The organism is Dietzia sp. NPDC055340, assembly GCF_053645335.1.
The window spans coordinates 24,989-43,591 of record NZ_JBSHML010000020.1; the positions used below are offsets into that span (position 1 = coordinate 24,989).

The window sequence follows — 18,603 nt, forward strand, 5'->3', positions numbered from 1 at the left end:
GCCGCCCAGCCTCTGCCGGCGTCCCGCAGCCGCCCCGCCGGCCGGTAGGTACGACTTACGCGCCCGGAACGCCCGATCTTGGTGCACTTACGCGCCCGGAATGGACCATTCCGGGCGCGTAAGTGCAGGTGATGTGTGCATTCCCGGCGCGCACGTCCCGCCGGGGCCGGGCCGAAGCTGGGCGGGGCTTGCGCGGACCACATTCCGCCGAGTGGTCTGACCCGCTCACAATTTCCCAGGGCAGGTCCCGGCGTCAGCATGATTTGCGACCACGCGAGACAGAACGGTCGGCAGCCGGTTAGCTCGAGCTGGCGCCGGGCCGGCGGCGGGGCCGGGTCAGGCGCCGCTGAGGGGCAGATAGACGCGCCCGCCGGCGTCGGCGAACTCCGCGGACTTCTCCGCCATCCCCGCCTCGATCGCCTCCACCGTCTCCAGCCCGTGCTCGGCGGCGTAGTCGCGGATGTCCTGCGAGATGCGCATCGAGCAGAACTTCGGGCCGCACATCGAGCAGAAGTGGGCGGTCTTGGCGGGTTCGGCCGGCAGGGTCTCGTCGTGGAACTCCCGAGCGGTGTCCGGATCGAGGGCCAGCGCGAACTGATCCTTCCACCGGAACTCGAACCGGGCGCGGCTCAGCTCGTCATCGCGCTCCTGCGCGCGCGGATGCCCCTTGGCCAGGTCGGCCGAATGGGCGGCGATCTTGTAGGTGATCACGCCGGTCTTGACGTCGTCCAGGTTCGGCAGCCCGAGGTGCTCCTTGGGCGTGACATAGCAGAGCATCGCGGTGCCGGCCTCGGCGATCCGGGCGGCCCCGATCGCGCTGGTGATGTGGTCGTACCCCGGCGCGATGTCGGTGGCCAGCGGCCCGAGCGTGTAGAATGGTGCCTCCTCGCACCACTGCTCCTCAAGTCGCACGTTCTCCACGATCTTGTCCATCGGCACGTGGCCGGGCCCCTCGATCATCACCTGCACGCCGTGCGCCTTGGCGATCCGCGTGAGCTCGCCGAGGGTCCGTAGTTCGGCGAACTGGGCCTCGTCGTTGGCGTCCGCGATCGACCCGGGCCGGAGCCCGTCCCCCAGAGAGAACGTGACGTCGTAGCGCGCAAGGATCTCGCACAGCTCGGCGAAGTGGGTGTAGAGGAACGACTCCCGGTGATGGGCCAGGCACCACGCGGCCATGATCGACCCGCCCCGCGAGACGATCCCCGTGACCCTCGTGGCCGCCAGCGGGACGTACCGCAACAACACCCCGGCGTGGACGGTCATGTAGTCCACGCCCTGCTCGCACTGCTCGATCACGGTGTCGCGGTACAGCTCCCACGTCAGCGCGGCCGGGTCGCCGTTCACCTTCTCCAGCGCCTGATAGATCGGCACGGTGCCCACCGGTACGGGCGAGTTCCGCAGGATCCACTCCCGGGTGGCGTGGATGTCCTTGCCGGTGGACAGGTCCATGATCGTGTCGGCGCCCCAGCGGGTGGCCCACACCATCTTCTCTACCTCTTCGGCGATCGAGCTGGTCACCGCCGAGTTCCCGATGTTGGCGTTGATCTTGGTCATGAAGCGTTTGCCGATGATCATCGGCTCGCTCTCCGGGTGGCGGTGGTTGGCGGGGATGACGGCCCGGCCCGCGGCCACCTCCTCGCGGACGAGCTCCACGTCGACGCCCTCACGTGCGGCGATGAACCGCATTTCCGGCGTGATCAGACCGGCACGCGCCCACGCGAGTTGGGTGCGGACCAGGGGCGCAGGCGCAGGCGCGGGAGCGCCCGACGACGTGGCTACGGGCGACGGTGACGAGTGTGACGACGACGCCGTCACCGACACCGACGCGGGAACCGGCCGCGGGTGTGGCCATTCCTCACGGGTGCGGGGCAGGCCCACCGCGAGATCGTGGCAGTCGGCGGCGGTGGTGTAGCCGGTGTACGGGCCCGAGGTGTCGTAGACGTCGAACGAGGTGCCGTCGGTCAGCTCGATCCTGCGGGCCGGCACCTGCATGGTGACGCCCGGACCGTCGGTGGTGTTGTCGGTGAACGGGGGCGGGGTGGTGGCGTTGTCGTCGTACCCCGGTGCCGCTACACCCAGGTACGTCTTGTGGCTCGCATAGATGGGGCCGCACGTCACGTCCTCGACAGAAGTAGATGGGCGCGCGTCAGTAGATGCGTGATCAATCATGAGATTTCCAGAACTCCCTACGCCGGCATGATCCGGACAGGTTCTACGGTCGACGACCCGGCCGGTCGTCCTCTCAGCCCGCGCTCCGAGGCGGGCTCCCGTGTGGATGGGTTATGAAGTTGTGCCGTCCGAGGGTAGCGCGGGGAGTAGGGTCTCCGGAAGTAGCACCGTCGGCCCGAAGGAGTCGAGATGTCCACCGCCACGTCGTTGAAGCTGGTCCACAACTCGGATCGCGATCGGTTCGAACTGTGGGACGATGAGACGTTCATGGGGCTCGTCGGCTATGAGATGGACGGCGAGGTCTTCATCCTTCTCCACACCGTCATCGAGGAGCGATTCGGGCAGCAGGGCATCGCGCGGCTGCTGGTCAGCCTGGTGCTCACCCGGATGCGGCTCGACGGGGCCAGGATCCGTCCCGTGTGCAGCTACGTGCGGCGCTTCCTCGTCCGGTTCCCCGAGTATCAGCTACTCGTCGCGGCCAACTGACGCGCGCGGGTCTCATGCGCGCGGCTGAGACGCAGGTGGCGGGCGTAGTCTGGGCGTTCGAGTGAACCGCCACGAACGAAGGATCGACATGACCTACCCGCCCCAGGGTGACAACTCCGGCCAGGACAACGGCTACACCGACTACTCGTCGCAGACCGGGTACAAGGCGCAGTCCGCGTACGGGCAGGGGGCGCCCGGCCAGTCGGGCTACGGGCAGTCGGGTTTCGGCCAGCCGGGCTACGCCCAGGCCGACTACGCCGCACAGAACCCGTCGTTCGGCAGCGCGGGTGCGACGCAGATCGGTCCGCCATCGAACGTGGGATGGGCGGTCGCCTCGATCCTGTTCTTCTGGCCGCTGTCGTTCGTCGCGATGACCCGCGCACTGCAGGTCTACCCGCTGTGGGCGGCTGGCCGGCACGCCGAGGCGGAGGCGGCCAGCGCGACCGCCAAGAAGCTCGGGATGATCTCGCTGGCCCTGGTGGTACTGCTGATCGTGCTCTACGTGGTGTTCATCTTCGTCCTGGTCGGCGCGGCTGCGACGGCCGGGTACTGACCCGAGACGCCGTCTGACGACGAAGGACGGGGCTGCTCCGGGTACGGAACCCGGGGCAGCCCCTTCTGTTGTGTGGCCGCCCTATTGCGTGGCCGCGCCCATCGTCCGGATGACATCGAGGAGCTGAGACGGCGCGTCCGGCGAGAACGCACCAGGCCGGATGGTCACGGTCTCCCACGTGCCCGAGTAGGGGAACATGCCGTGCGCACGGTAGAGGTCGGCGGACACCGGTGATCGGTGCATCCGGCCCGCCGAGATCCCGCTGAACGGCACCAGCCACGACAGCTGCGTCAACTCGATCCCCTCCGCGACCGGGACACCGTCGATCTCGAGAGCCACGATCCACCTGCTTCTGCCCGGAGCGTCGACGCGGAGGCCGAACCGTGTCGCGCCCGCCGGTATGTCGGCCGGCTCCGAGGTCAGGGCCCGGCCCCAGGCGTTCTGCTCCACCTGAAGGGCGCCGTCCTTCACGAAGAGGACCACGCCCGCCTCCTGGCCTCCATGGGCGTAAAGAACTCCCTCGTCACTGGCCCGGAAGCCGTCCGCGCCCAGCGCCACCTCGACGGTGAACCCGCGGCCGTCGATGAGCTGACTCGCCCGGAACCGCTCGAGCGGCGGGGTCTCCGGGACCATCACGGTCTCCACCGCCAGACGCTGCTCGGCCGGGTCACGCTGGAAGAAGTGCAGCGGACTGCCGTTGGACATCGGATACACCATGTTGTCCCGGGCCGCCGCCTCCCAGCGGGCCACGAGATCGGCCACCACCTCCGGGTGCTGGTCGGCCACGTTCTCGAGCTGCACCGCGTCGCTCTCGGGTCGGAAGAGCTCCCATCGGTCCGCGGAGAACGGCGTCGCCTTGGCGTGGCGGGCCACCAGCTCGAACTCGCCGGCGTAGTACGCGCGCTCACCGAGGCACTCGTAGTACTGGTCGCCGTGACTGCTCGGCGCGTCGGCGTCCTTCAGCGCCGCCACCATCGAGGAGCCGTCCAGCGGCCGCGCTTCCCGGCCCGCCCGGCTCCTCGGAATCTCCACCCCTGCCAGCTCGGCCACGGTCGGAAAGATGTCCGTGACATGCGCGTACTGGTGGCGGATGGCGCCGTCGTCGTCGTTCTCTTCTCCCAGTTCCCCGAGCCCGGCGGGCCAGGACATCACACACGACACCTGGTGCCCGCCCCGGTACGTACTGAACTTATGGCGCCGGAACGGGGTGTTGGCGACCGTCGCCCACGCCGAGGAATAGTGCGGCCAGGAGGCGGGGCCGCCGAGCTCGTCGATCCGGCCGATCTCCTCCGCGATGCGCTCCTCGGTGGTGAGGGTGCGGCTGCGGTCGAGGTTGGCGAGGAAGTTGAACATGCCGACCGTGCCTCCGGAACCCCCGGTGGCCGCGCCGTTGTCGGAGAAGAAGACGAAGATCGTGTTCTCCAGCCGGCCGAGGCGGCGTTGGATCTCGCGGATGCGGCCCACCGACTCGTCGATGCTCACGACCATGGCCGCGTAGTTCTCCATGTGGCGGGCGGCAAGCCGCTTGCCGTCGTCCGACAGCGAGTCCCACTCGACGACGTCCGGTCCAAGCTCCTCGTCCATCGGTCCGGTCCCGGCGGCGGCCGGCACCACGCCCAGATCATCCTGCCGGTGGCGGCGCTCGGCGCGGATCTGATCCCAGCCCGCGTCGTAACGGCCCCGGAAATCCTCGGCCGCGCCGTCCTTGATGTGCATCGGGCTGTGGACCGCCGCGTGCGCGTAGTACATCATCAGCGGCTTGCCGGGATCCGAGGCGTGGGTCTCGGCGATCATCTGCACGGCGCGGTCGGTGAGGTCGTCGGTGAGGTAGTAGCCCTCCGGGTACTCCTCGACGTGGACCGGACTGTTGCCCTCGTACAGCTGGGACGGCGCGTGCAGGTTGGCCTGGGCTTCGAGGAAGCCGTAGTACTGGTCGAAGCCGCGCTGCAGGGGCCACGAATGCCGGTTACCGGACGCGTGCATGTCCTGCTCGCGGCACAGGTGCCACTTGCCGATCGCCATGGTGGCGTAGCCGGCGTCGCGGAAGGCCTCGGCCATGGACGGCTGGTTGGGGGCCAGTTCGGCGGCATAGCCGGGAAAGCCGGTGTCCACGTTCGCGACCGCTCCCATCCCGACCGCGTGCGAGTTGCAGCCGGTCATCAGCGCGGCCCGGGTGGGCGAGCAGGTGGGGGTGACGTGGAAATCGGTCAGTCGGGCGCCCTCCGCGGCCACGGCATCCAGGTTCGGGGTGGGGATCTCCGAGCCGAACGCACCGATGTCCGAGTAGCCCATGTCGTCCACGAGCATGACGATCACGTCCGGTGCCCCGCCGGGTCCCCGTCTGTCGGGACGCGGGCGTGCGGGCCACGCCGGCTGCGCGGAACCCAGGTCCTCCGTGATGGTGCCGGCGAATCCGGCTGGGGCCCCGAACTCGCCTGAGGGGGAGGGGGAAGCGTCGTTCGCACTCGTCATGACGGCGATCGTATACACGTTCTGCCGAACTTGTAGACATTTGTCTACAGATGGGCCGTGAAGCGCCTGGAGCGTGACTCCACGGAGTGAGACCCTCCGGGTTCAGCCGTCAGATCAGGCCCAGCCGCGGAGCCTCGATCGCGGGGCAGGTGTCCATGACGACGTCGAGGCCGGCATCCTTCGCGCGCTGCGCCGCGGCCTCGTCGATCACGCCCTGCTGCAGCCAGACGGCCTTCGCACCACTGGCGATGGCGTCGTCCACCACCGCACCGGCGAGCTGGGAGTTCACGAACACGTCCACCACGTCGATCTCACCGGGGACCGACGCGAGATCCGGGTATCCCTGCTGGCCGTAGACGGTCTCGGCCTTGGGGTGAACGGGCACGATCTGATGGCCCAGGTCCCGGACGTACCCCGCGATCCCGTAGGCGGTGCGCCCGGTGTTGGTGGACAGGCCGACGACGGCCCAACGGCCCTTGTCGGACAGCAGACGCTTGATGACATCGCGATCATTCAGATGGCTCATACCCCGTGCAATGCCCCGCGGCCGGCAGACATTCCCGAGCGTCGGCGTCGGCGGTGTGCCCCGAATCCGCAGTTTGATTGCACCACTGCGCAATCCAGGTCGATTCCTCGCAGTGACTACGTCAAGAATCGCCATGGTGTCGACAAACCAGTCGCCGATCGTGGGAAGGCAGGCTCAGTCAGTCCCCGACGGGTTCTGTGCGCGGGGCGCTTCCTTCGCAGGCTCAGTCAGTCCCCGACGGGTTTTGTGCGCGGGGGCATCGCTTCGCTCGCTGGCGCTCGCTGCGCTAGTCCCCGACGGCATCCTTGCCGCGCTGGACGATCTTGCCGTCCGGGGCGAACACCACCTGCGAGTCCTTCTCCGGATAGTCGAACTGGTTGAGGAAGTAGCGCATCGCGTTGATGCGGGCCCGCTTCTTGTCGTTGGACTTGATGGTGATCCACGGCGCGTGGTCGGTGTCCGTGCGCCGGAACATCTCCTCCTTGGCGTCCGTGTACTTGTCCCACTTGTCGAGGGACTCCAGGTCCATAGGCGAGAGCTTCCAGCGCCGCACCGGGTCGAGCTGGCGGATCGCGAACCGGGTCTTCTGCTCCTCGCGGGTGACGGAGAACCAGAACTTGGTCACCCCGATTCCCGATTCGACCAGCATCTTCTCGAACATCGGAGCCTGCTCCATGAACGTCTCGTACTGCGAATCCGTGCAGAATCCCATCACCCGTTCGACGCCGGCCCGGTTGTACCAGGACCGGTCGAACAGGACGAGCTCACCGCGGCTGGGCAGGTGGCTGACGTAGCGCTGGAAGTACCACTGGTGCATCTCGGTTTCGGTGGGCTTGATCAGCGCCACCGTGCGTGACTGCCGGATGTTGATGTACTCGGTGAACCGCTTGATCGTGCCGCCCTTGCCGGCGGCGTCGCGACCCTCGAACACGATGATCTGCCGGTGCCCGGTCTCGGCCTGCCACCGCTGGAACTTGAGCAGCTCGATCTGCAGCAGGTACTTCTCGACCTCGTACTGGTTCCGGTCCATCCGGTCGTCGTACGGGTAGTTCTCCCGCCACGTGTCCACGGCCCGGCCATTGATGTCGATGAGGTCGGGATCCTCGCCGTGGTCGTCGCGAACCGTGTAGCCCTCGGCGCGGAGCCGATCGATGTAGTGACGCAGCTGGAACGTGGACATGCGGTCGATCTCCTGGCGTGAGGTGGTGTCGAGCGTTTCAGGCGACTCGGGGGCGGCGGGGTCTAGTCGAGGTCCACCACGACGGGGGCGTGGTCCGAGGCGCCCTTGCCCTTGCGCTCCTCGCGATCGATGCTCGCGCCGGTGACGCGGGCGGCCAGTGCGGGGGAGTGCAGCTGGAAGTCGATCCGCATGCCCTTGCGCTTGGGAAAGCTCAGCCCCGTGTAGTCCCAGTACGTGTAGACGCCGGGCCCGGGCGTGTATTCGCGGGTGACCTCGCGGAAGCCGGCGCCGTCGAACGCGGCGAACGCCAGCCGCTCGGGATCGGAGACGTGGGTCTTGCCCTCGAAGACCTCCATGTCCCACACGTCCTCGTTCTGCGGCGCCACGTTCCAGTCGCCGACCAGCGCGATCTGCGCGCTCGAGTCGGCGGCCACCTCGGCGGCCGCGTGATCGCACAGCCGGGCCAGCCACTCGAGTTTGTAGGTGTAGTGGGGGTCGGCGAGCTCGCGGCCGTTGGGCACGTAGAGGCTGTACACGCGGACGCCGTCGCAGACCGCGGAGATCGCGCGCGCCTCGGGATCCTGCGAGACCTCGGGGTCCTTGTGGAAGCCGGGCATCCCGTCGAAGCCGATCTGCACGTCCTCCAGGCCGACGCGCGAGGCCACGGCGACGCCGTTCCACTGACTCAGACCGTGGTGTGCGACCTGGTAACCGATCTCCTCGAACGCCTCATGCGGGAACTGATCGTCCTTGCACTTGGTCTCCTGCATGGCCAGGACGTCGACATCGGATCGTTCGAGCCAGGACACCACCCGGTCACGACGAGCACGGATGGAGTTGACGTTCCAGGTGGCCAGGCGCATGGGCACCAGTCTATTACCCGTCCTCGTGCGGCGAGTGGTGCGTGGGTGAACACACGGGGACGACCACGGGACACGGCCCCGGGTCCGTCGCCCCGCGGGAGTGGATCAGGAGGGGTCGACGACGACGAGGTGCCGTAGCGAATGGTGCGGCTGCAGGCCGAGTTTGGTCCACAGCCCCCGTCCGGCGGTGTTGTCCGCGAAGACGTGGAGGTGACACTCGGTCGCCCCGAGGCCCAGGCCCCAGTCGACGAGCGAGCCGGTGACGATCTCGGCCAGGCCCCGGCGCCGATGGCCCGCGGCGGTCTGGACGCAGGAGACGGCGATCCGGGGCGCCCCGTCGGGCCCGGCGGTCACGGCGCCGCGGGCGATCGCGGCCAGTTCGCCACCGTCGGAGAGGCGGGCGAACACGGTGTGCCCGCCGGGGGCGGGGTCGCCGTCCGAGGCGTCGGCGGTGGCGAGCATCGCGGGCCGCACGCGCTCGGGGTCCAGGTCGGCGGTGGCGTGGTAGAGCTCCAGCCAGTCGTCGCCGGGGGTCTCGGCCAGCGTCACGGCGGGCCGGGAGTCGGCGGGGAACGCCGCGTCCACGATGCCCAGCAGCTCGCGGCTGTCCGCGGTGCACAGCATCAGCTCGCGGTCGGCCCGGAGGCGGGCCGGGTCGACGGGCTGACCGTCGAGCAGCATCTGTTCGGTCCTGACCAGCCGGTCCACGTCCACGATCCGCAGCGGCAGTCCGCGCGCGGCGTACCAGTCGCGGACCCCGTCGAGCCGGGCGCAGCTGGCCCACGGCAGCACCGGCACGGCGGAGTCGCGGCGGTACGACCAGTCGTCGCCGGCCCGGCAGAACCAGCCGTCGACGAGCTCGTACTCGGTGCCCGGCCAGGCCAGCGCGCCCGCGTACTCGTGCGCGCGGATCTCGCGGGCGCGTACCGGCCGCGGCGGCAGCACCTTGAGCACGGCGATGTCGGCGTCCGGGATCCGGACCTCCTCGCCGGACTCGCGGCGCACGACCAGTTCCGGCTCGAGCGTCACCACGTGGCCGATCACGTCGGTGTACAGGTGTGAGGTCTCGCCGGGAGCGAGATGACGGCGCACCGTCACCCGCTCGCCGATGGCCACCTCGCGACCGTTGTTCCAGCGCGATCGGCCTGATAGCCCCCGGTCGGAGTGAGCCGGGTCCGGGGAACCGTGCGGCTGCTCAGCCATGAAGCGGGCTGGCAATGTCGTCGTAGTCGTCGTCGGCACCGTCCTCGTCGGCGAAGGGGTCCGGGTCACGCGACGGGTCCCAGCTGAGGCCCGGCACGCCCCAGCCCTCGTCGCGGATGTGCCGCTTGGCGGCCTTGCGGTTCCGACCGATCAGGTGGTCGGTGTACAGGAAGCCGTCGAGGTGGCCCACCTCGTGCTGGAGGCAGCGGGCGAACAGGCCGTACCCCTCGACCGACACCGGCTCGCCGTGCTCGTCGGTGCCGGTGACCCGGGCCCACCAGGCGCGCCCGCGCGGGAAGTTCACGCCCGGAACGGACAGGCAGCCCTCCAGGTCCTCCTCGGGGTCGGGCATGGTCTCGGGGATCTCCGAGGTCTCCAGCACCGGGTTCACCACGCAGCCGCGCCGCGTGATCCACCCGCCGCGCGCCTCGACCTCCTCGCGGGACAGGCTGCCCCCGTCCTCGGTGTCCAGGTCGGGACAGTCGAAGACGAACAGGCGCTTACCCACGCCGATCTGGTTGGCGGCCAGGCCCACCCCGTTGGCGGCGTCCATCGTGTCGTACATGTCCTGCACGAGCGCGGCGAGCTCCTCGGGGGACTCGGAGACGGGCTCGGTCGGGGCGTGAAGCGCGGGGTCGCCGAGGATGACGATGGGACGGATTGCCATGGGCACAGATTCTAGTGCGCACCTGGCCTGTTCTCCCTTTCGCGTCTGGCAGGGTGTCGTAGCGGTGTGGTTCACTACGGGGGAATCACAACGGTGTGATCCGAGCGCAGGGTCGGCGCGGCCATGGTGCCAGCGCATCGCGAACCGAGGAGGCACGCACATGGGTCGAGCGGCCGCTACGGCACACGACGCGCAGGTCGGGGACGGGCAGGCTGGGAGCGGGCAGGCTGAGAGCGAGCAGTACGTGAGCGAACTCCACGCGGCCGACCCCGTGCTGTCGGATCGGGACCAGGCGATGCTCGAGTTCGAGCGCCAGTGGTGGAAGTTCGCCGGCTCCAAGGAGGAGGCCATCCGGCAGAAGTTCGACATGTCGGGCACCCGCTACTTCCAGATCCTCAACGACCTGATCGACCGGCCCGAGGCTCTGGCCACCGACCCGCTCCTCGTCAAGCGGCTGCGCCGCATGCGCAGCAGCAGGCAGAAGGCGCGCGCGGCCCGCAACCTGGGAATGCGCCTCGACTGACCTACACTCGGGCGCGTGAACACCCAGTCCGAGAACCCGCAGTACGACGACCGGCAGTTCGACGCGGAGCACGGCGGCGCCTACGCCGCCGGCTACGACGCCGACCCGAACGCGCAGGGTGACGGCCCCTACGCCGACGAGCCGAGCGGCCCGCCGTACCGGGCCATCGCGATGGTGCTGTTGTCCGCGGTGGTGCTGGCGATCGGCGTGGGATTGGTGCAGCTGTTCGGTGGCGACGACGACGAGGGCGTCAGCGCCGTCGAGGAGAGCACCTCCCAGGTCGAGCAGAACGGCCAGAACGGCCAGGGCGCCGAGGGGCAGGGGGCCGCTGGTCAGGGCTCCGACGGCCAGCCCGCTCCGGGCGATGGCGAGCCGCTGCCCCCGGGCGCGGACCAGGAACCCGCAGCCCCGGCCGACCCGGCCTCGGGGGAGAACGGCCAGCAGGGGCAGGCCCCCGACGCCGGCGCCCCGGCCGCGACCGCGGTACCCGTGCAGATCTACAACAACAGCACCGTCACCGGCCTCGCGGGCCGGACCGGTGAGCAGCTGCGGGAATCCGGATTCGCGGTGGGCGACGTGGCCAACATGCCGTCCAACCGGGGTGTCGTGGCGGAGTCGACCGCCTTCTACGGGACCGGCCCGGGCGAGCAGCAGGCCGCGCAGGCCATCGCGGGCCAGCTCGGCATCTCCGCCAAGCCGCGCCCCGCGGACATGGCCGCGGACGCTCCGGGCGTGATCGTGATCGTCACCCAGGACCTCGACCGCTGAGGCCTGTCGTCCCCCATGGCCTCGGGCGCGAAGGCCTGAGGATATGATGAGTCGACGGATTCCGCCGCGCGGGATCCGTGCACTGTAGAGACTTGCAGCCTCCCGAGATCGAAGGAGCCCCCATGGCCCCGCGTCAGACCGCCCGCCGCCTCCTGGTCGCGGCTCCCGCACTCGCCCTCGCGCTGGGCCTGGCCGCGTGCAGCCCGCCCAACGAGCAGCCTGCCGATCCGGACGCGCCGTACACGCTTCCCAGCTACACGCTGGATCCCACCACCGCCACCACCACGTCGCCGGCCCCCGAGTCCGCCGGTGGCGTCGACGCCTCCGAGGAGGAGTGGCTGGAGGGCACCCCGACCCCCACCACCAACCCGGGCCTGGGCCTCGATGGTGACCCGGTCGGCGTCGACGAGGCCGACGGCGTCGATGGCCCGGTGGTCCCGGAGGCCGAGCGCCAGCCGGGCGGCGTCGCCGGCAACTGATCTCTTCTGCGCCGGGCGTCGGCCCGGCAGCGGGCTGCGGCCCAGCGCCGAAGCGAGCCCCGTCTCCGGGTGGAGGCGGGGCTCGGGTCTTTCCCGGCTACCGGGTTATCGGCCGGGGATAGCCAGCGCGGGCTGTACGGCTAGCGACGGAAGCGGGGGTCGCTCGCCCGCTTGGTGTACTTCTCCAGAACCGGCGCCTCGTGGGTGATGGTGCCGTCCTCGACGCTCTCTCGGTAGGCGACGTTGCCCACGCGGTTGGCGATCACCGGCGCGGTACACACGGCGACGATGGCGGCGAGCACGAGCATGCCGAGGTCGGAACTCGGGAAGATCCGGATCCCGGCGCCGAAGAGGATGAGGACCAGGCCGAGCACCTGGGGCTTGGCCGCCGGGTGCATGCGGCTGAGGGTGTCGCGGAACCGCAGGAGCCCGATGGCGCTGGCGAGCGTCAGCAGGGCCCCGGCGAGCACGAACAGGGCGGAGATGATCTCGCGGGGGTCGTCGGTCATGACTTGGGCTCCTCGGGCACTCCGGTGGTGTCGCTGACGCGGAAGCGGGCCACGGACACCGAACCGAGGAACGCGACCAGCGCGAGGGCGACGAGCGCGGCGGCGCCGGTGGTGTCCTTGGTCCAGGCGATGTAGACGCCGAGCCCGCCCTGGGCGACGGCGGCCAGCATGTCCAGTGAGATCATGCGGTCGAGCGTGTTGGGGCCGCCGACGAGCCGAACCATCGTGACGAACAGGGCGGCGGTCAGCGCGATGACGGTCAGGGTCCACAGGACCAGGGTGAAGCTCATCGGGGCACCTCCTGGCCCGCGGCGGGGCCCGGGTTCCTCGGGCCGGTCTTCTGTGGCCCGCTGTCGGCGGGCGCGGTGTAGTGCTCGGGGTTCGGGTGCCAGTCCTCGGGCCGTTCGAACGCCCGCTGGAACAGCTGCTCGACGTGCCCGGTCTGGCGGTAGAAGGCCTCGACCGCTTTGTCGGTACCGGCGTCCAGGACGTGGATGTAGACGTACCGGGCCACCGGGTCCACCCGGACCACGATGCCACCGGGCATCAGGTTGAGGGAGTTCACCGCGAGCGCGAGCGTGAAGTCGGATTTCAGTCGCATCGGGGCCCGCAGCACGGCCGGTTCCGGCGGTGCTGCCGGCCGGACCGACTGCCACGCGACGATCACCGACGAGCGGACCAGGTAGTAGCCCACCATGATGACCAGCCACGCCGTGGAGATCGGGCGCAGCAGGCCCTCCACCGGGACCCGGGGCAGCGGCAGGACCGTCATGATGATCACGGCCACGCCCAGCCCGGCCACGATGGTCCCGAGCTCGAACGAGCCCCACAGGAGCGTCCACGCGAAGGCCAGCCACAGGGTCATGAAGACGCGTGAGCCGAACACGCGCGCGTCCATCTTCACCTTCTTGGTCATGTCAGCGCACCCCCGTCACGTTGCCGACGTACCGGCCGGGCGTCTCGTCCGTCGGGACGGTGTAGACGTACTCGCCGCGTTCCATCAGGCTCTCCGCGGCGCGGTCCGTCACGGCGAGCAGCGGGCCGGCGAACACGGTCATCAGGAGGGAGACCACGATGAGTGCCACGGTCGGGGCGAGCATGCTCATCGGCATCTTGCCCACGTCGTCGCGCTCGTCGAACTCGACGTACTCGTCCGACGGCAGCAGTGCGAGCGGCTTGGCGAGCGCCAGGGCACCCTCGGGGGCGTCCGCGCGGGGCCGCCAGAACGCCTTGGACCAGACGCGGGCCACCACGTAGAGGGTGAGCAGGCTGGTCGCCATGGCGCCGCCGATGAGGATCCAGTTGAGCGGTCCGCCGACCTCGGCGCCGGCCTGGACCACGGCGAGCTTGCCGATGAACCCGGAGAACGGCGGGATTCCGCCGAGGTTGAAGGCCGGGACGAGGAACGTGACCGCTAGGACCGGGCTGAGCACGGCCATGGAGCCGAGGCGGCGGAGCGAGGACGACCCCGCCTGCCGCTCGATGAGGCCCACGACCAGGAACAGCGTGGTCTGGACGATGATGTGATGGCCGACGTAGTAGATCGCGGCGCTGAGCCCCGACTCGGTGGACAGCGCCACGCCGAACACCATGTAGCCGATGTGACTGACCAGGGTGAACGACAGTATTCGTTTGATGTCGGATTGGGCGATCGCGCCGAGGATGCCCACGACCATCGTCAGCAGCCCGGCGACGAGCAGGACGTTGTCCATGCTGCCGCCCGCGAAGACCAGGGTGTGGAAGCGGATGATCGCGTAGACGCCGACCTTGGTGAGCAACCCCGCGAACACGGCGGTGACGGGCGCGGGTGCGGTGGGGTAGGAGTCCGGCAGCCAGGTGGACAGCGGGAAGACGGCCGCCTTGATGCCGAAGGCCACGAGGAACACGGCGAAGATGGTGTTCCGCAGCCCGTCCGGGACGTCCGCCATCCGGGTGGCCAGCTGCGCCAGGTTGAGGGTGCCGGCGGCCGAGTACGTCAGACCGATGCCGAGCAGGAAGACCATCGACGACACCATCGACACGACGGTGTAGGAGACACCGGCGCGGACCCGCTCCTGGCTGGCGCCCAGGGTGAGGAGCACGTATGAGGCGGCGAGCAGGATCTCGAAGCCGACGAACAGGTTGAACAGGTCGCCGGCGATGAACGCGCCGTTCAGACCTGCCGCTAGTGCGAGGTAGGTGGGCAGGAAGATCGACGTGGGCTGGTCGCCGTCGCCGTCGCGGACACCCTGCCCGACGGCGTAGATGATGACGGTCAGCAGCACCACGGCCGCGACGCACAGCATCAGCGCGCTGAGGCGGTCCGCGACCAGTGAGATCCCGACCGGTGCGTCCCACCCGCCCACCTGGACGACGTGCATGCCGTGTTGATCGGTCAGCACCAGCAGGAGACCGGAGATCACCAGCAGGATGAACAGCGTGGTGATCGTGATGATGTTCTGCACGTGCGGGCGGCGCGAGACCACCAGGCACAGTGCCGCGGCGAGCAGCGGAAGCAGAAATACGGACGGGATAAGGTAACCGAAGAGATCAGCGGACATTACTGGTTCTCCTCCTCGTCGTCCTTGGTGAGCTTCTTTCGCAGTGCTTCCACCCGGGCGTCCGCCTCCGCACGCGCTTGGGCCTCCGCGCGGGCCTCGGCCTCGTACTCGGCTTCGGCCTCCTCGAGGTCCTCGTCGTCGTAGTCGACGTGCTCACCGAGCTCGGTGGGCATGCCGGTGGTCGGGTCGTCGGAGGCGTCGCGGTCCGGGGCGGACGAGGCGTCCATGGGCGACCGCTTGGCGATCTTCGCGTCCTCGGCATCGTCCGCGACCTCGTCCACGGTGGTGAACTGGTACGAGCGGTAGGCCAGCGCGAGGATGAACGCGCCGACGCCGGCCGTGATGACGATCGCGGTGAGGATCATCGCGTGCGACAACGGATCGGAATCCACCGTGTTGTCGCCCCAGCCGCGGCCCCGGATCGGCGGGTTTCCGGGGGCGCCGCCGGCGGCGAGGATCAGCAGGTTGACGCCGTTGGACATGATCATGATGCCCAACAGGATCTTGATGATGGCCCGCTCCAGGAGCAGGTAGACCCCGGCGGCGCAGAGGATGCCGGCCAGGAGCAGGAGTGCGAAGTCGGCGGTCATGGCATCCCCTCCGGCGTGACGCCCTGGTTCTCTGCGGCCTCGTAGCGCTCGGCGCGGCGGGCGGACAGATCGGACCGCGGCCCGGGGAAGTCCACCCCGGGGACGCGGCGCAGGGCTGCGGTGGACGGTGAATCGGTGGCGTCGACGTAGATGGCGCGCAGCTCCTCGAGGTCCTCCTCGTTGAGGTCGAGTCTGGCGCCGAGACTGCGGAGGATGTCCAGGACCAGGCCCACGACGATGAGGTAGACGCCGGCGTCGAAGAAGAGGGCCGTGACCAGCTTGACGTGGCCGAACACCGGCATCGTCCACTCGATCGTGGCGCTGGACAGCGGGGGCGCCCCGAAGGCCATCGAGGCCGCCGCGGTGCCTGCGGCGAGCAGGAGGCCCGCGCCCAGGATGCGGCCGGCGTCGAACGGGATGGCCTCCCCGAGCTCGTAGCGGCCGCCGGCGAGGTAGCGCAGTACCAGCGCGAGGCCGGCCACGAGTCCACCCGCGAAGCCGCCGCCGGGATTGTTGTGTCCGGCGAAGAAGAAGAACAGGCTCAGCACCATCATCGTGGGGAAGATGAGCCGGGTGGTGACCTCGAGGACCAGCGAGCGGGCACGCGGGTCGCGGACCGTGGCGCCCACGAGCCAGCGGCCGGGGGAGGCGCCGGGCGCCTCGATGACGATGCGGGCGGCCTCCATGCCGCGGCGACCCGAGAGCGTCTTGTCGGCGTCCGCGATGCGGGGTCCGGAACCGTAGCGCCGGTTGCGGAAGACGAGGCTGGCCACGCCGGTGGCCGCGACCAGCAGCACCGTGATCTCGCCCAGGGTGTCCCAGGCGCGGATGTCGACGAGCGTGACGTTGACGGCGTTGGAGCCGTTGCCGATCCGGTAGGCGATGTCCGCGAAGACGGTGGACACTGCCGGGTCCTGGCGGGCGTTGATGGCGTATGCGCCGACGATGATCACCAGCAGGCCCACGCCGATGCCGAGCCAGGCGCGCAGGCGCCGGAAACCGTTGGACAGCGGGACCTCGGCGGGCATGGTGCGCAGGACCAGGACGAACGCGACCATCATCAGGGTCTCGACGAGGACCTGGGTCAGCGCCAGGTCCGGGGCGCCGTGGAACGCGAAGACCACGGCCACGCCGTAGCCGGTCACGGACATCGCGATGACGGCCGCCAGACGATTGCGCAGCAGGGTGGCCGCGATGGCCGCGATCGTCATGGGGATCATGACGATCAGCACGACCGGGTTGCTCGACAGCTCCATCTGCAGCCCCTCGCGGGTGCCGACGAGGAGCGAGACCAGCGGGAACATCACGAGCGTGAAGAGGATGATCCCGAGGGTCAGCGGGAGCGAGCCGCGCTGGGTGGAGCCGGTCAGGCGCAGGGAGAGCACGTCGAAGAAGCGCAGGACCGCGTCGTAGATGCGGTCGGCGTTACCGAGGGCGGGCGACTGGAACTTCAGGCGCTCGACGGTCCGCTGGGCGACGTAGAGCATCATGCCCAGCACGTAGACGACGAACGTCAGCGCCAGCGGGATGCCGATGCCGTGCCACAGGCCCAGGTGGTAGGTCTCCCCGGCGGCCCAGGGACTGCCGGGCGGGAACGCCGTGTCGACGAAGCGGGAGAGCAGCGACTCGACGGGGGCGGACCACAGGCCCAGCACCAGGCCGGCCGTGGCGAGAACCGCGGGCACCGACAGGAAGAACACTCCGGCCGGCCGCGACTCGGCGACCGCGGGGCTGGCCTTGCCGTCGAAGATCCGCTTGGTGCGGAACGCGCCCATGACCAGGCGGGCCGTGTAGGAGAACGTGAGGATGGAGCCCACCACGAGGCCGGCGGTGACGACGAGCGACGGCATGCCGTGCAGCCGGCCCTCGTCGAGGACGGTGGCGAACGCGGCCTCCTTGCCGACGAACCCGAGGAACGGCGGCAGGCCGGCCATCGACGCGGCGGCGAGGGTGAAGAACACCGCGAGGGCGGGGCGCTTGCGGCCGAGCCCGGACAGTTCGCGGATCTCGCGGGTCCCGGTGGTCTTGTCGATCACGCCGACGGACATGAACAGCGCCGATTTGAACAGCGAGTGCGCCAGCAGCATCGTCAGCCCGGCGAGCATGGTGTCGCGCGAGCCGATACCCACCAGGGTCAGTAGGAAGCCCAGCTGGGAGACGGTGCCGAAGGCCAGCACCAGTTTGAGGTCGCTCTCGCGGAGCGCCCGCCAGCCCGCCATGAGCAGGGAGACCAGGCCCAGGCCGACGAGCGGCAACTGCCACGTGGACGAGCCCGACAGGCCCGGGCTCATGGCGGCGACCAGGAAGACGCCGGCCTTGACCATCGCCGCGGAGTGCAGGTAGGCACTGACCGGGGTCGGTGCGGTCATGGCGCCCGGGAGCCAGAAATGCAGCGGCGCGATGGCGGACTTGCTGGTCGCGCCCACGATCACCAGTCCCAACGCCCAGTGCACGAGTGCGCCGGAAGGCGGCGAGGCCACGATGTCGCTGAGCAGGTACGACCCGGTCTCCTGGGCCAGGATGATCATGCCGACGAGCATCGCCAGCCCGCCGAGCGTGGTGACCAGCAGTGCCTGGGCGGCTGCCCGGCGGGACGATGCACGCTCCGCGTAGTGGCCGACCAGCAGGAAGCTCAGGACGGAGGTGATCTCCCAGAAGATGTAGAGCAGGATCAGGTTGTCGGCCACCACGAGGCCGAACATGACGCCGGCGAAGGCCACCATCTCCGCCGCGAAGAGGTGCAGGCGGGGCTCGGAATCATCGAAATACCAGGTGCAGTAGAAGAGCACGAGGGCGCCGACGCCGAGCGCGATGAGCGCCATCAACGCTGATAGCGCGTCCATCCGCAGGTCGAGCGCGAGATGGATGGCGGGAGCCCATTGGAGGGTCTCCGTGGGAGTAGTGTCCAGGTTGGCCGCCACCCACACCGTGCTGAGGGCGGGCACCAGGGCCAGTAGCGGGAACGCTCGGCGTCCGAGCCGCAACACCAAGGGGATCGCGATCAGGGCGGCCACGGCGTGGGCCGCGAGAATCACGATCACCGGCGGCTCCTCTCCTTGCGTCGATCGGACGACG

Annotated in this window: 18 protein-coding genes and 1 riboswitch; of the genes, 5 read left to right on the forward strand and 13 right to left on the reverse strand. The window is 69.6% G+C overall.

The features are described from left to right. Positions 1 to 336 precede the first annotated feature (336 nt). On the reverse strand, positions 337 to 2,169 hold the full coding sequence (gene thiC, locus ACWIFB_RS14235) for a phosphomethylpyrimidine synthase ThiC (RefSeq protein WP_454058606.1): 1,833 nt from the start codon (positions 2,167 to 2,169) through the stop codon (positions 337 to 339). Beyond that, a riboswitch (TPP riboswitch) is annotated at positions 2,165 to 2,280 on the reverse strand. Its footprint overlaps the gene before it by 5 nt. Positions 2,281 to 2,358: 78 nt before the next feature. Between thiC and ACWIFB_RS14240 the strand changes: the two genes are divergently transcribed. Continuing rightward, entirely contained in the window at positions 2,359 to 2,655 is a 297-nt protein-coding gene (locus ACWIFB_RS14240) for a GNAT family N-acetyltransferase (RefSeq protein ID WP_230928530.1), read from the forward strand. Positions 2,656 to 2,743: 88 nt separating this feature from the next. Continuing rightward, a complete protein-coding gene (locus ACWIFB_RS14245) occupies positions 2,744 to 3,208 on the forward strand; it encodes a CD225/dispanin family protein (protein WP_454058607.1) in 465 nt (154 codons plus the stop codon). An 81-nt stretch (positions 3,209 to 3,289) separates the two neighbouring features. On the opposite strand, the gene ACWIFB_RS14250 is transcribed toward ACWIFB_RS14245, so the two are convergent. The 6 genes from ACWIFB_RS14250 to ACWIFB_RS14275 all read right to left on the reverse strand — a co-directional run bounded on the left by ACWIFB_RS14250 (position 3,290) and on the right by ACWIFB_RS14275 (position 10,119). Beyond that, complete coding sequence (locus tag ACWIFB_RS14250) at positions 3,290 to 5,680, reverse strand: arylsulfatase (protein WP_454058608.1); 2,391 nt, start codon at positions 5,678 to 5,680, stop codon at positions 3,290 to 3,292. Between the two features lie 109 nt (positions 5,681 to 5,789). Beyond that, complete coding sequence (locus ACWIFB_RS14255; RefSeq protein WP_454058609.1) at positions 5,790 to 6,206, reverse strand: CoA-binding protein; 417 nt, start codon at positions 6,204 to 6,206, stop codon at positions 5,790 to 5,792. 286 nt (positions 6,207 to 6,492) lie between these two features. Next, positions 6,493 to 7,386, reverse strand: a complete 894-nt coding sequence (gene ppk2 / locus ACWIFB_RS14260) for a polyphosphate kinase 2 (protein ID WP_452099859.1) — start codon at positions 7,384 to 7,386, stop codon at positions 6,493 to 6,495. Positions 7,387 to 7,448: 62 nt separating this feature from the next. Next, positions 7,449 to 8,249, reverse strand: a complete 801-nt coding sequence (locus tag ACWIFB_RS14265; RefSeq protein WP_454058610.1) for an exodeoxyribonuclease III — start codon at positions 8,247 to 8,249, stop codon at positions 7,449 to 7,451. 105 nt (positions 8,250 to 8,354) lie between these two features. Beyond that, on the reverse strand, positions 8,355 to 9,452 hold the full coding sequence (locus ACWIFB_RS14270) for a GNAT family N-acetyltransferase (protein WP_454058611.1): 1,098 nt from the start codon (positions 9,450 to 9,452) through the stop codon (positions 8,355 to 8,357). After that, entirely contained in the window at positions 9,445 to 10,119 is a 675-nt protein-coding gene (locus ACWIFB_RS14275; RefSeq protein WP_454058612.1) for a peptide deformylase, read from the reverse strand. The genes ACWIFB_RS14270 and ACWIFB_RS14275 overlap by 8 nt, the downstream gene beginning before the upstream one ends. A 160-nt stretch (positions 10,120 to 10,279) precedes the next feature. Here ACWIFB_RS14275 and ACWIFB_RS14280 point away from each other — a divergent pair, with 160 nt between their 5' ends. From ACWIFB_RS14280 to ACWIFB_RS14290, 3 genes are all read left to right on the forward strand, one after another. Then, complete coding sequence (locus ACWIFB_RS14280) at positions 10,280 to 10,642, forward strand: DUF3263 domain-containing protein (RefSeq protein ID WP_452099855.1); 363 nt, start codon at positions 10,280 to 10,282, stop codon at positions 10,640 to 10,642. A 15-nt stretch (positions 10,643 to 10,657) separates the two neighbouring features. Further along, the gene (locus ACWIFB_RS14285) at positions 10,658 to 11,410 is read left to right on the forward strand and encodes a LytR C-terminal domain-containing protein (protein ID WP_452099854.1); all 753 of its coding nucleotides are present in this window, start codon (positions 10,658 to 10,660) and stop codon (positions 11,408 to 11,410) included. A 122-nt stretch (positions 11,411 to 11,532) separates the two neighbouring features. Next, on the forward strand, positions 11,533 to 11,889 hold the full coding sequence (locus tag ACWIFB_RS14290) for a hypothetical protein (protein ID WP_452099853.1): 357 nt from the start codon (positions 11,533 to 11,535) through the stop codon (positions 11,887 to 11,889). Positions 11,890 to 12,029: 140 nt separating this feature from the next. Here the strand turns inward: ACWIFB_RS14290 and ACWIFB_RS14295 are convergent, their stop codons facing one another. Genes ACWIFB_RS14295 through ACWIFB_RS14320 form a run of 6 tightly spaced genes read right to left on the reverse strand, consistent with a single transcriptional unit; the run spans position 12,030 to position 18,569 of the window. Then, complete coding sequence (locus ACWIFB_RS14295; protein WP_452099852.1) at positions 12,030 to 12,398, reverse strand: cation:proton antiporter; 369 nt, start codon at positions 12,396 to 12,398, stop codon at positions 12,030 to 12,032. Continuing rightward, on the reverse strand, positions 12,395 to 12,688 hold the full coding sequence (locus ACWIFB_RS14300; protein ID WP_452099851.1) for a monovalent cation/H+ antiporter complex subunit F: 294 nt from the start codon (positions 12,686 to 12,688) through the stop codon (positions 12,395 to 12,397). The genes ACWIFB_RS14295 and ACWIFB_RS14300 overlap by 4 nt, the downstream gene beginning before the upstream one ends. Next, the gene (locus tag ACWIFB_RS14305) at positions 12,685 to 13,314 is read right to left on the reverse strand and encodes a Na+/H+ antiporter subunit E (RefSeq protein ID WP_452099850.1); all 630 of its coding nucleotides are present in this window, start codon (positions 13,312 to 13,314) and stop codon (positions 12,685 to 12,687) included. The genes ACWIFB_RS14300 and ACWIFB_RS14305 overlap by 4 nt, the downstream gene beginning before the upstream one ends. A gap of 1 nt (position 13,315) precedes the next feature. Continuing rightward, on the reverse strand, positions 13,316 to 14,938 hold the full coding sequence (locus ACWIFB_RS14310; protein WP_452099849.1) for a Na+/H+ antiporter subunit D: 1,623 nt from the start codon (positions 14,936 to 14,938) through the stop codon (positions 13,316 to 13,318). After that, positions 14,938 to 15,528: a Na(+)/H(+) antiporter subunit C gene (locus ACWIFB_RS14315; protein ID WP_452099848.1), complete on the reverse strand. Its 591-nt coding sequence runs from the start codon at positions 15,526 to 15,528 to the stop codon at positions 14,938 to 14,940. The genes ACWIFB_RS14310 and ACWIFB_RS14315 overlap by 1 nt, the downstream gene beginning before the upstream one ends. Then, entirely contained in the window at positions 15,525 to 18,569 is a 3,045-nt protein-coding gene (locus ACWIFB_RS14320; RefSeq protein ID WP_454058613.1) for a Na+/H+ antiporter subunit A, read from the reverse strand. Before ACWIFB_RS14320 ends, ACWIFB_RS14315 begins: the two co-directional genes overlap by 4 nt. Positions 18,570 to 18,603 lie beyond the last annotated feature (34 nt).

Coding starts and splice junctions, on each gene's coding strand:
- thiC (WP_454058606.1), bottom strand. CDS start 2,169: ATGATTGATCACGCATCTACTGACGCGCGCCCATCTACTTCTGTCGAG.
- ACWIFB_RS14240 (WP_230928530.1), top strand. CDS start 2,359: ATGTCCACCGCCACGTCGTTGAAGCTGGTCCACAACTCGGATCGCGAT.
- ACWIFB_RS14245 (WP_454058607.1), top strand. CDS start 2,744: ATGACCTACCCGCCCCAGGGTGACAACTCCGGCCAGGACAACGGCTAC.
- ACWIFB_RS14250 (WP_454058608.1), bottom strand. CDS start 5,680: ATGACGAGTGCGAACGACGCTTCCCCCTCCCCCTCAGGCGAGTTCGGG.
- ACWIFB_RS14255 (WP_454058609.1), bottom strand. CDS start 6,206: ATGAGCCATCTGAATGATCGCGATGTCATCAAGCGTCTGCTGTCCGAC.
- ppk2 (WP_452099859.1), bottom strand. CDS start 7,386: ATGTCCACGTTCCAGCTGCGTCACTACATCGATCGGCTCCGCGCCGAG.
- ACWIFB_RS14265 (WP_454058610.1), bottom strand. CDS start 8,249: ATGCGCCTGGCCACCTGGAACGTCAACTCCATCCGTGCTCGTCGTGAC.
- ACWIFB_RS14270 (WP_454058611.1), bottom strand. CDS start 9,452: ATGGCTGAGCAGCCGCACGGTTCCCCGGACCCGGCTCACTCCGACCGG.
- ACWIFB_RS14275 (WP_454058612.1), bottom strand. CDS start 10,119: ATGGCAATCCGTCCCATCGTCATCCTCGGCGACCCCGCGCTTCACGCC.
- ACWIFB_RS14280 (WP_452099855.1), top strand. CDS start 10,280: ATGGGTCGAGCGGCCGCTACGGCACACGACGCGCAGGTCGGGGACGGG.
- ACWIFB_RS14290 (WP_452099853.1), top strand. CDS start 11,533: ATGGCCCCGCGTCAGACCGCCCGCCGCCTCCTGGTCGCGGCTCCCGCA.
- ACWIFB_RS14295 (WP_452099852.1), bottom strand. CDS start 12,398: ATGACCGACGACCCCCGCGAGATCATCTCCGCCCTGTTCGTGCTCGCC.
- ACWIFB_RS14300 (WP_452099851.1), bottom strand. CDS start 12,688: ATGAGCTTCACCCTGGTCCTGTGGACCCTGACCGTCATCGCGCTGACC.
- ACWIFB_RS14305 (WP_452099850.1), bottom strand. CDS start 13,314: ATGACCAAGAAGGTGAAGATGGACGCGCGCGTGTTCGGCTCACGCGTC.
- ACWIFB_RS14310 (WP_452099849.1), bottom strand. CDS start 14,938: ATGTCCGCTGATCTCTTCGGTTACCTTATCCCGTCCGTATTTCTGCTT.
- ACWIFB_RS14315 (WP_452099848.1), bottom strand. CDS start 15,528: ATGACCGCCGACTTCGCACTCCTGCTCCTGGCCGGCATCCTCTGCGCC.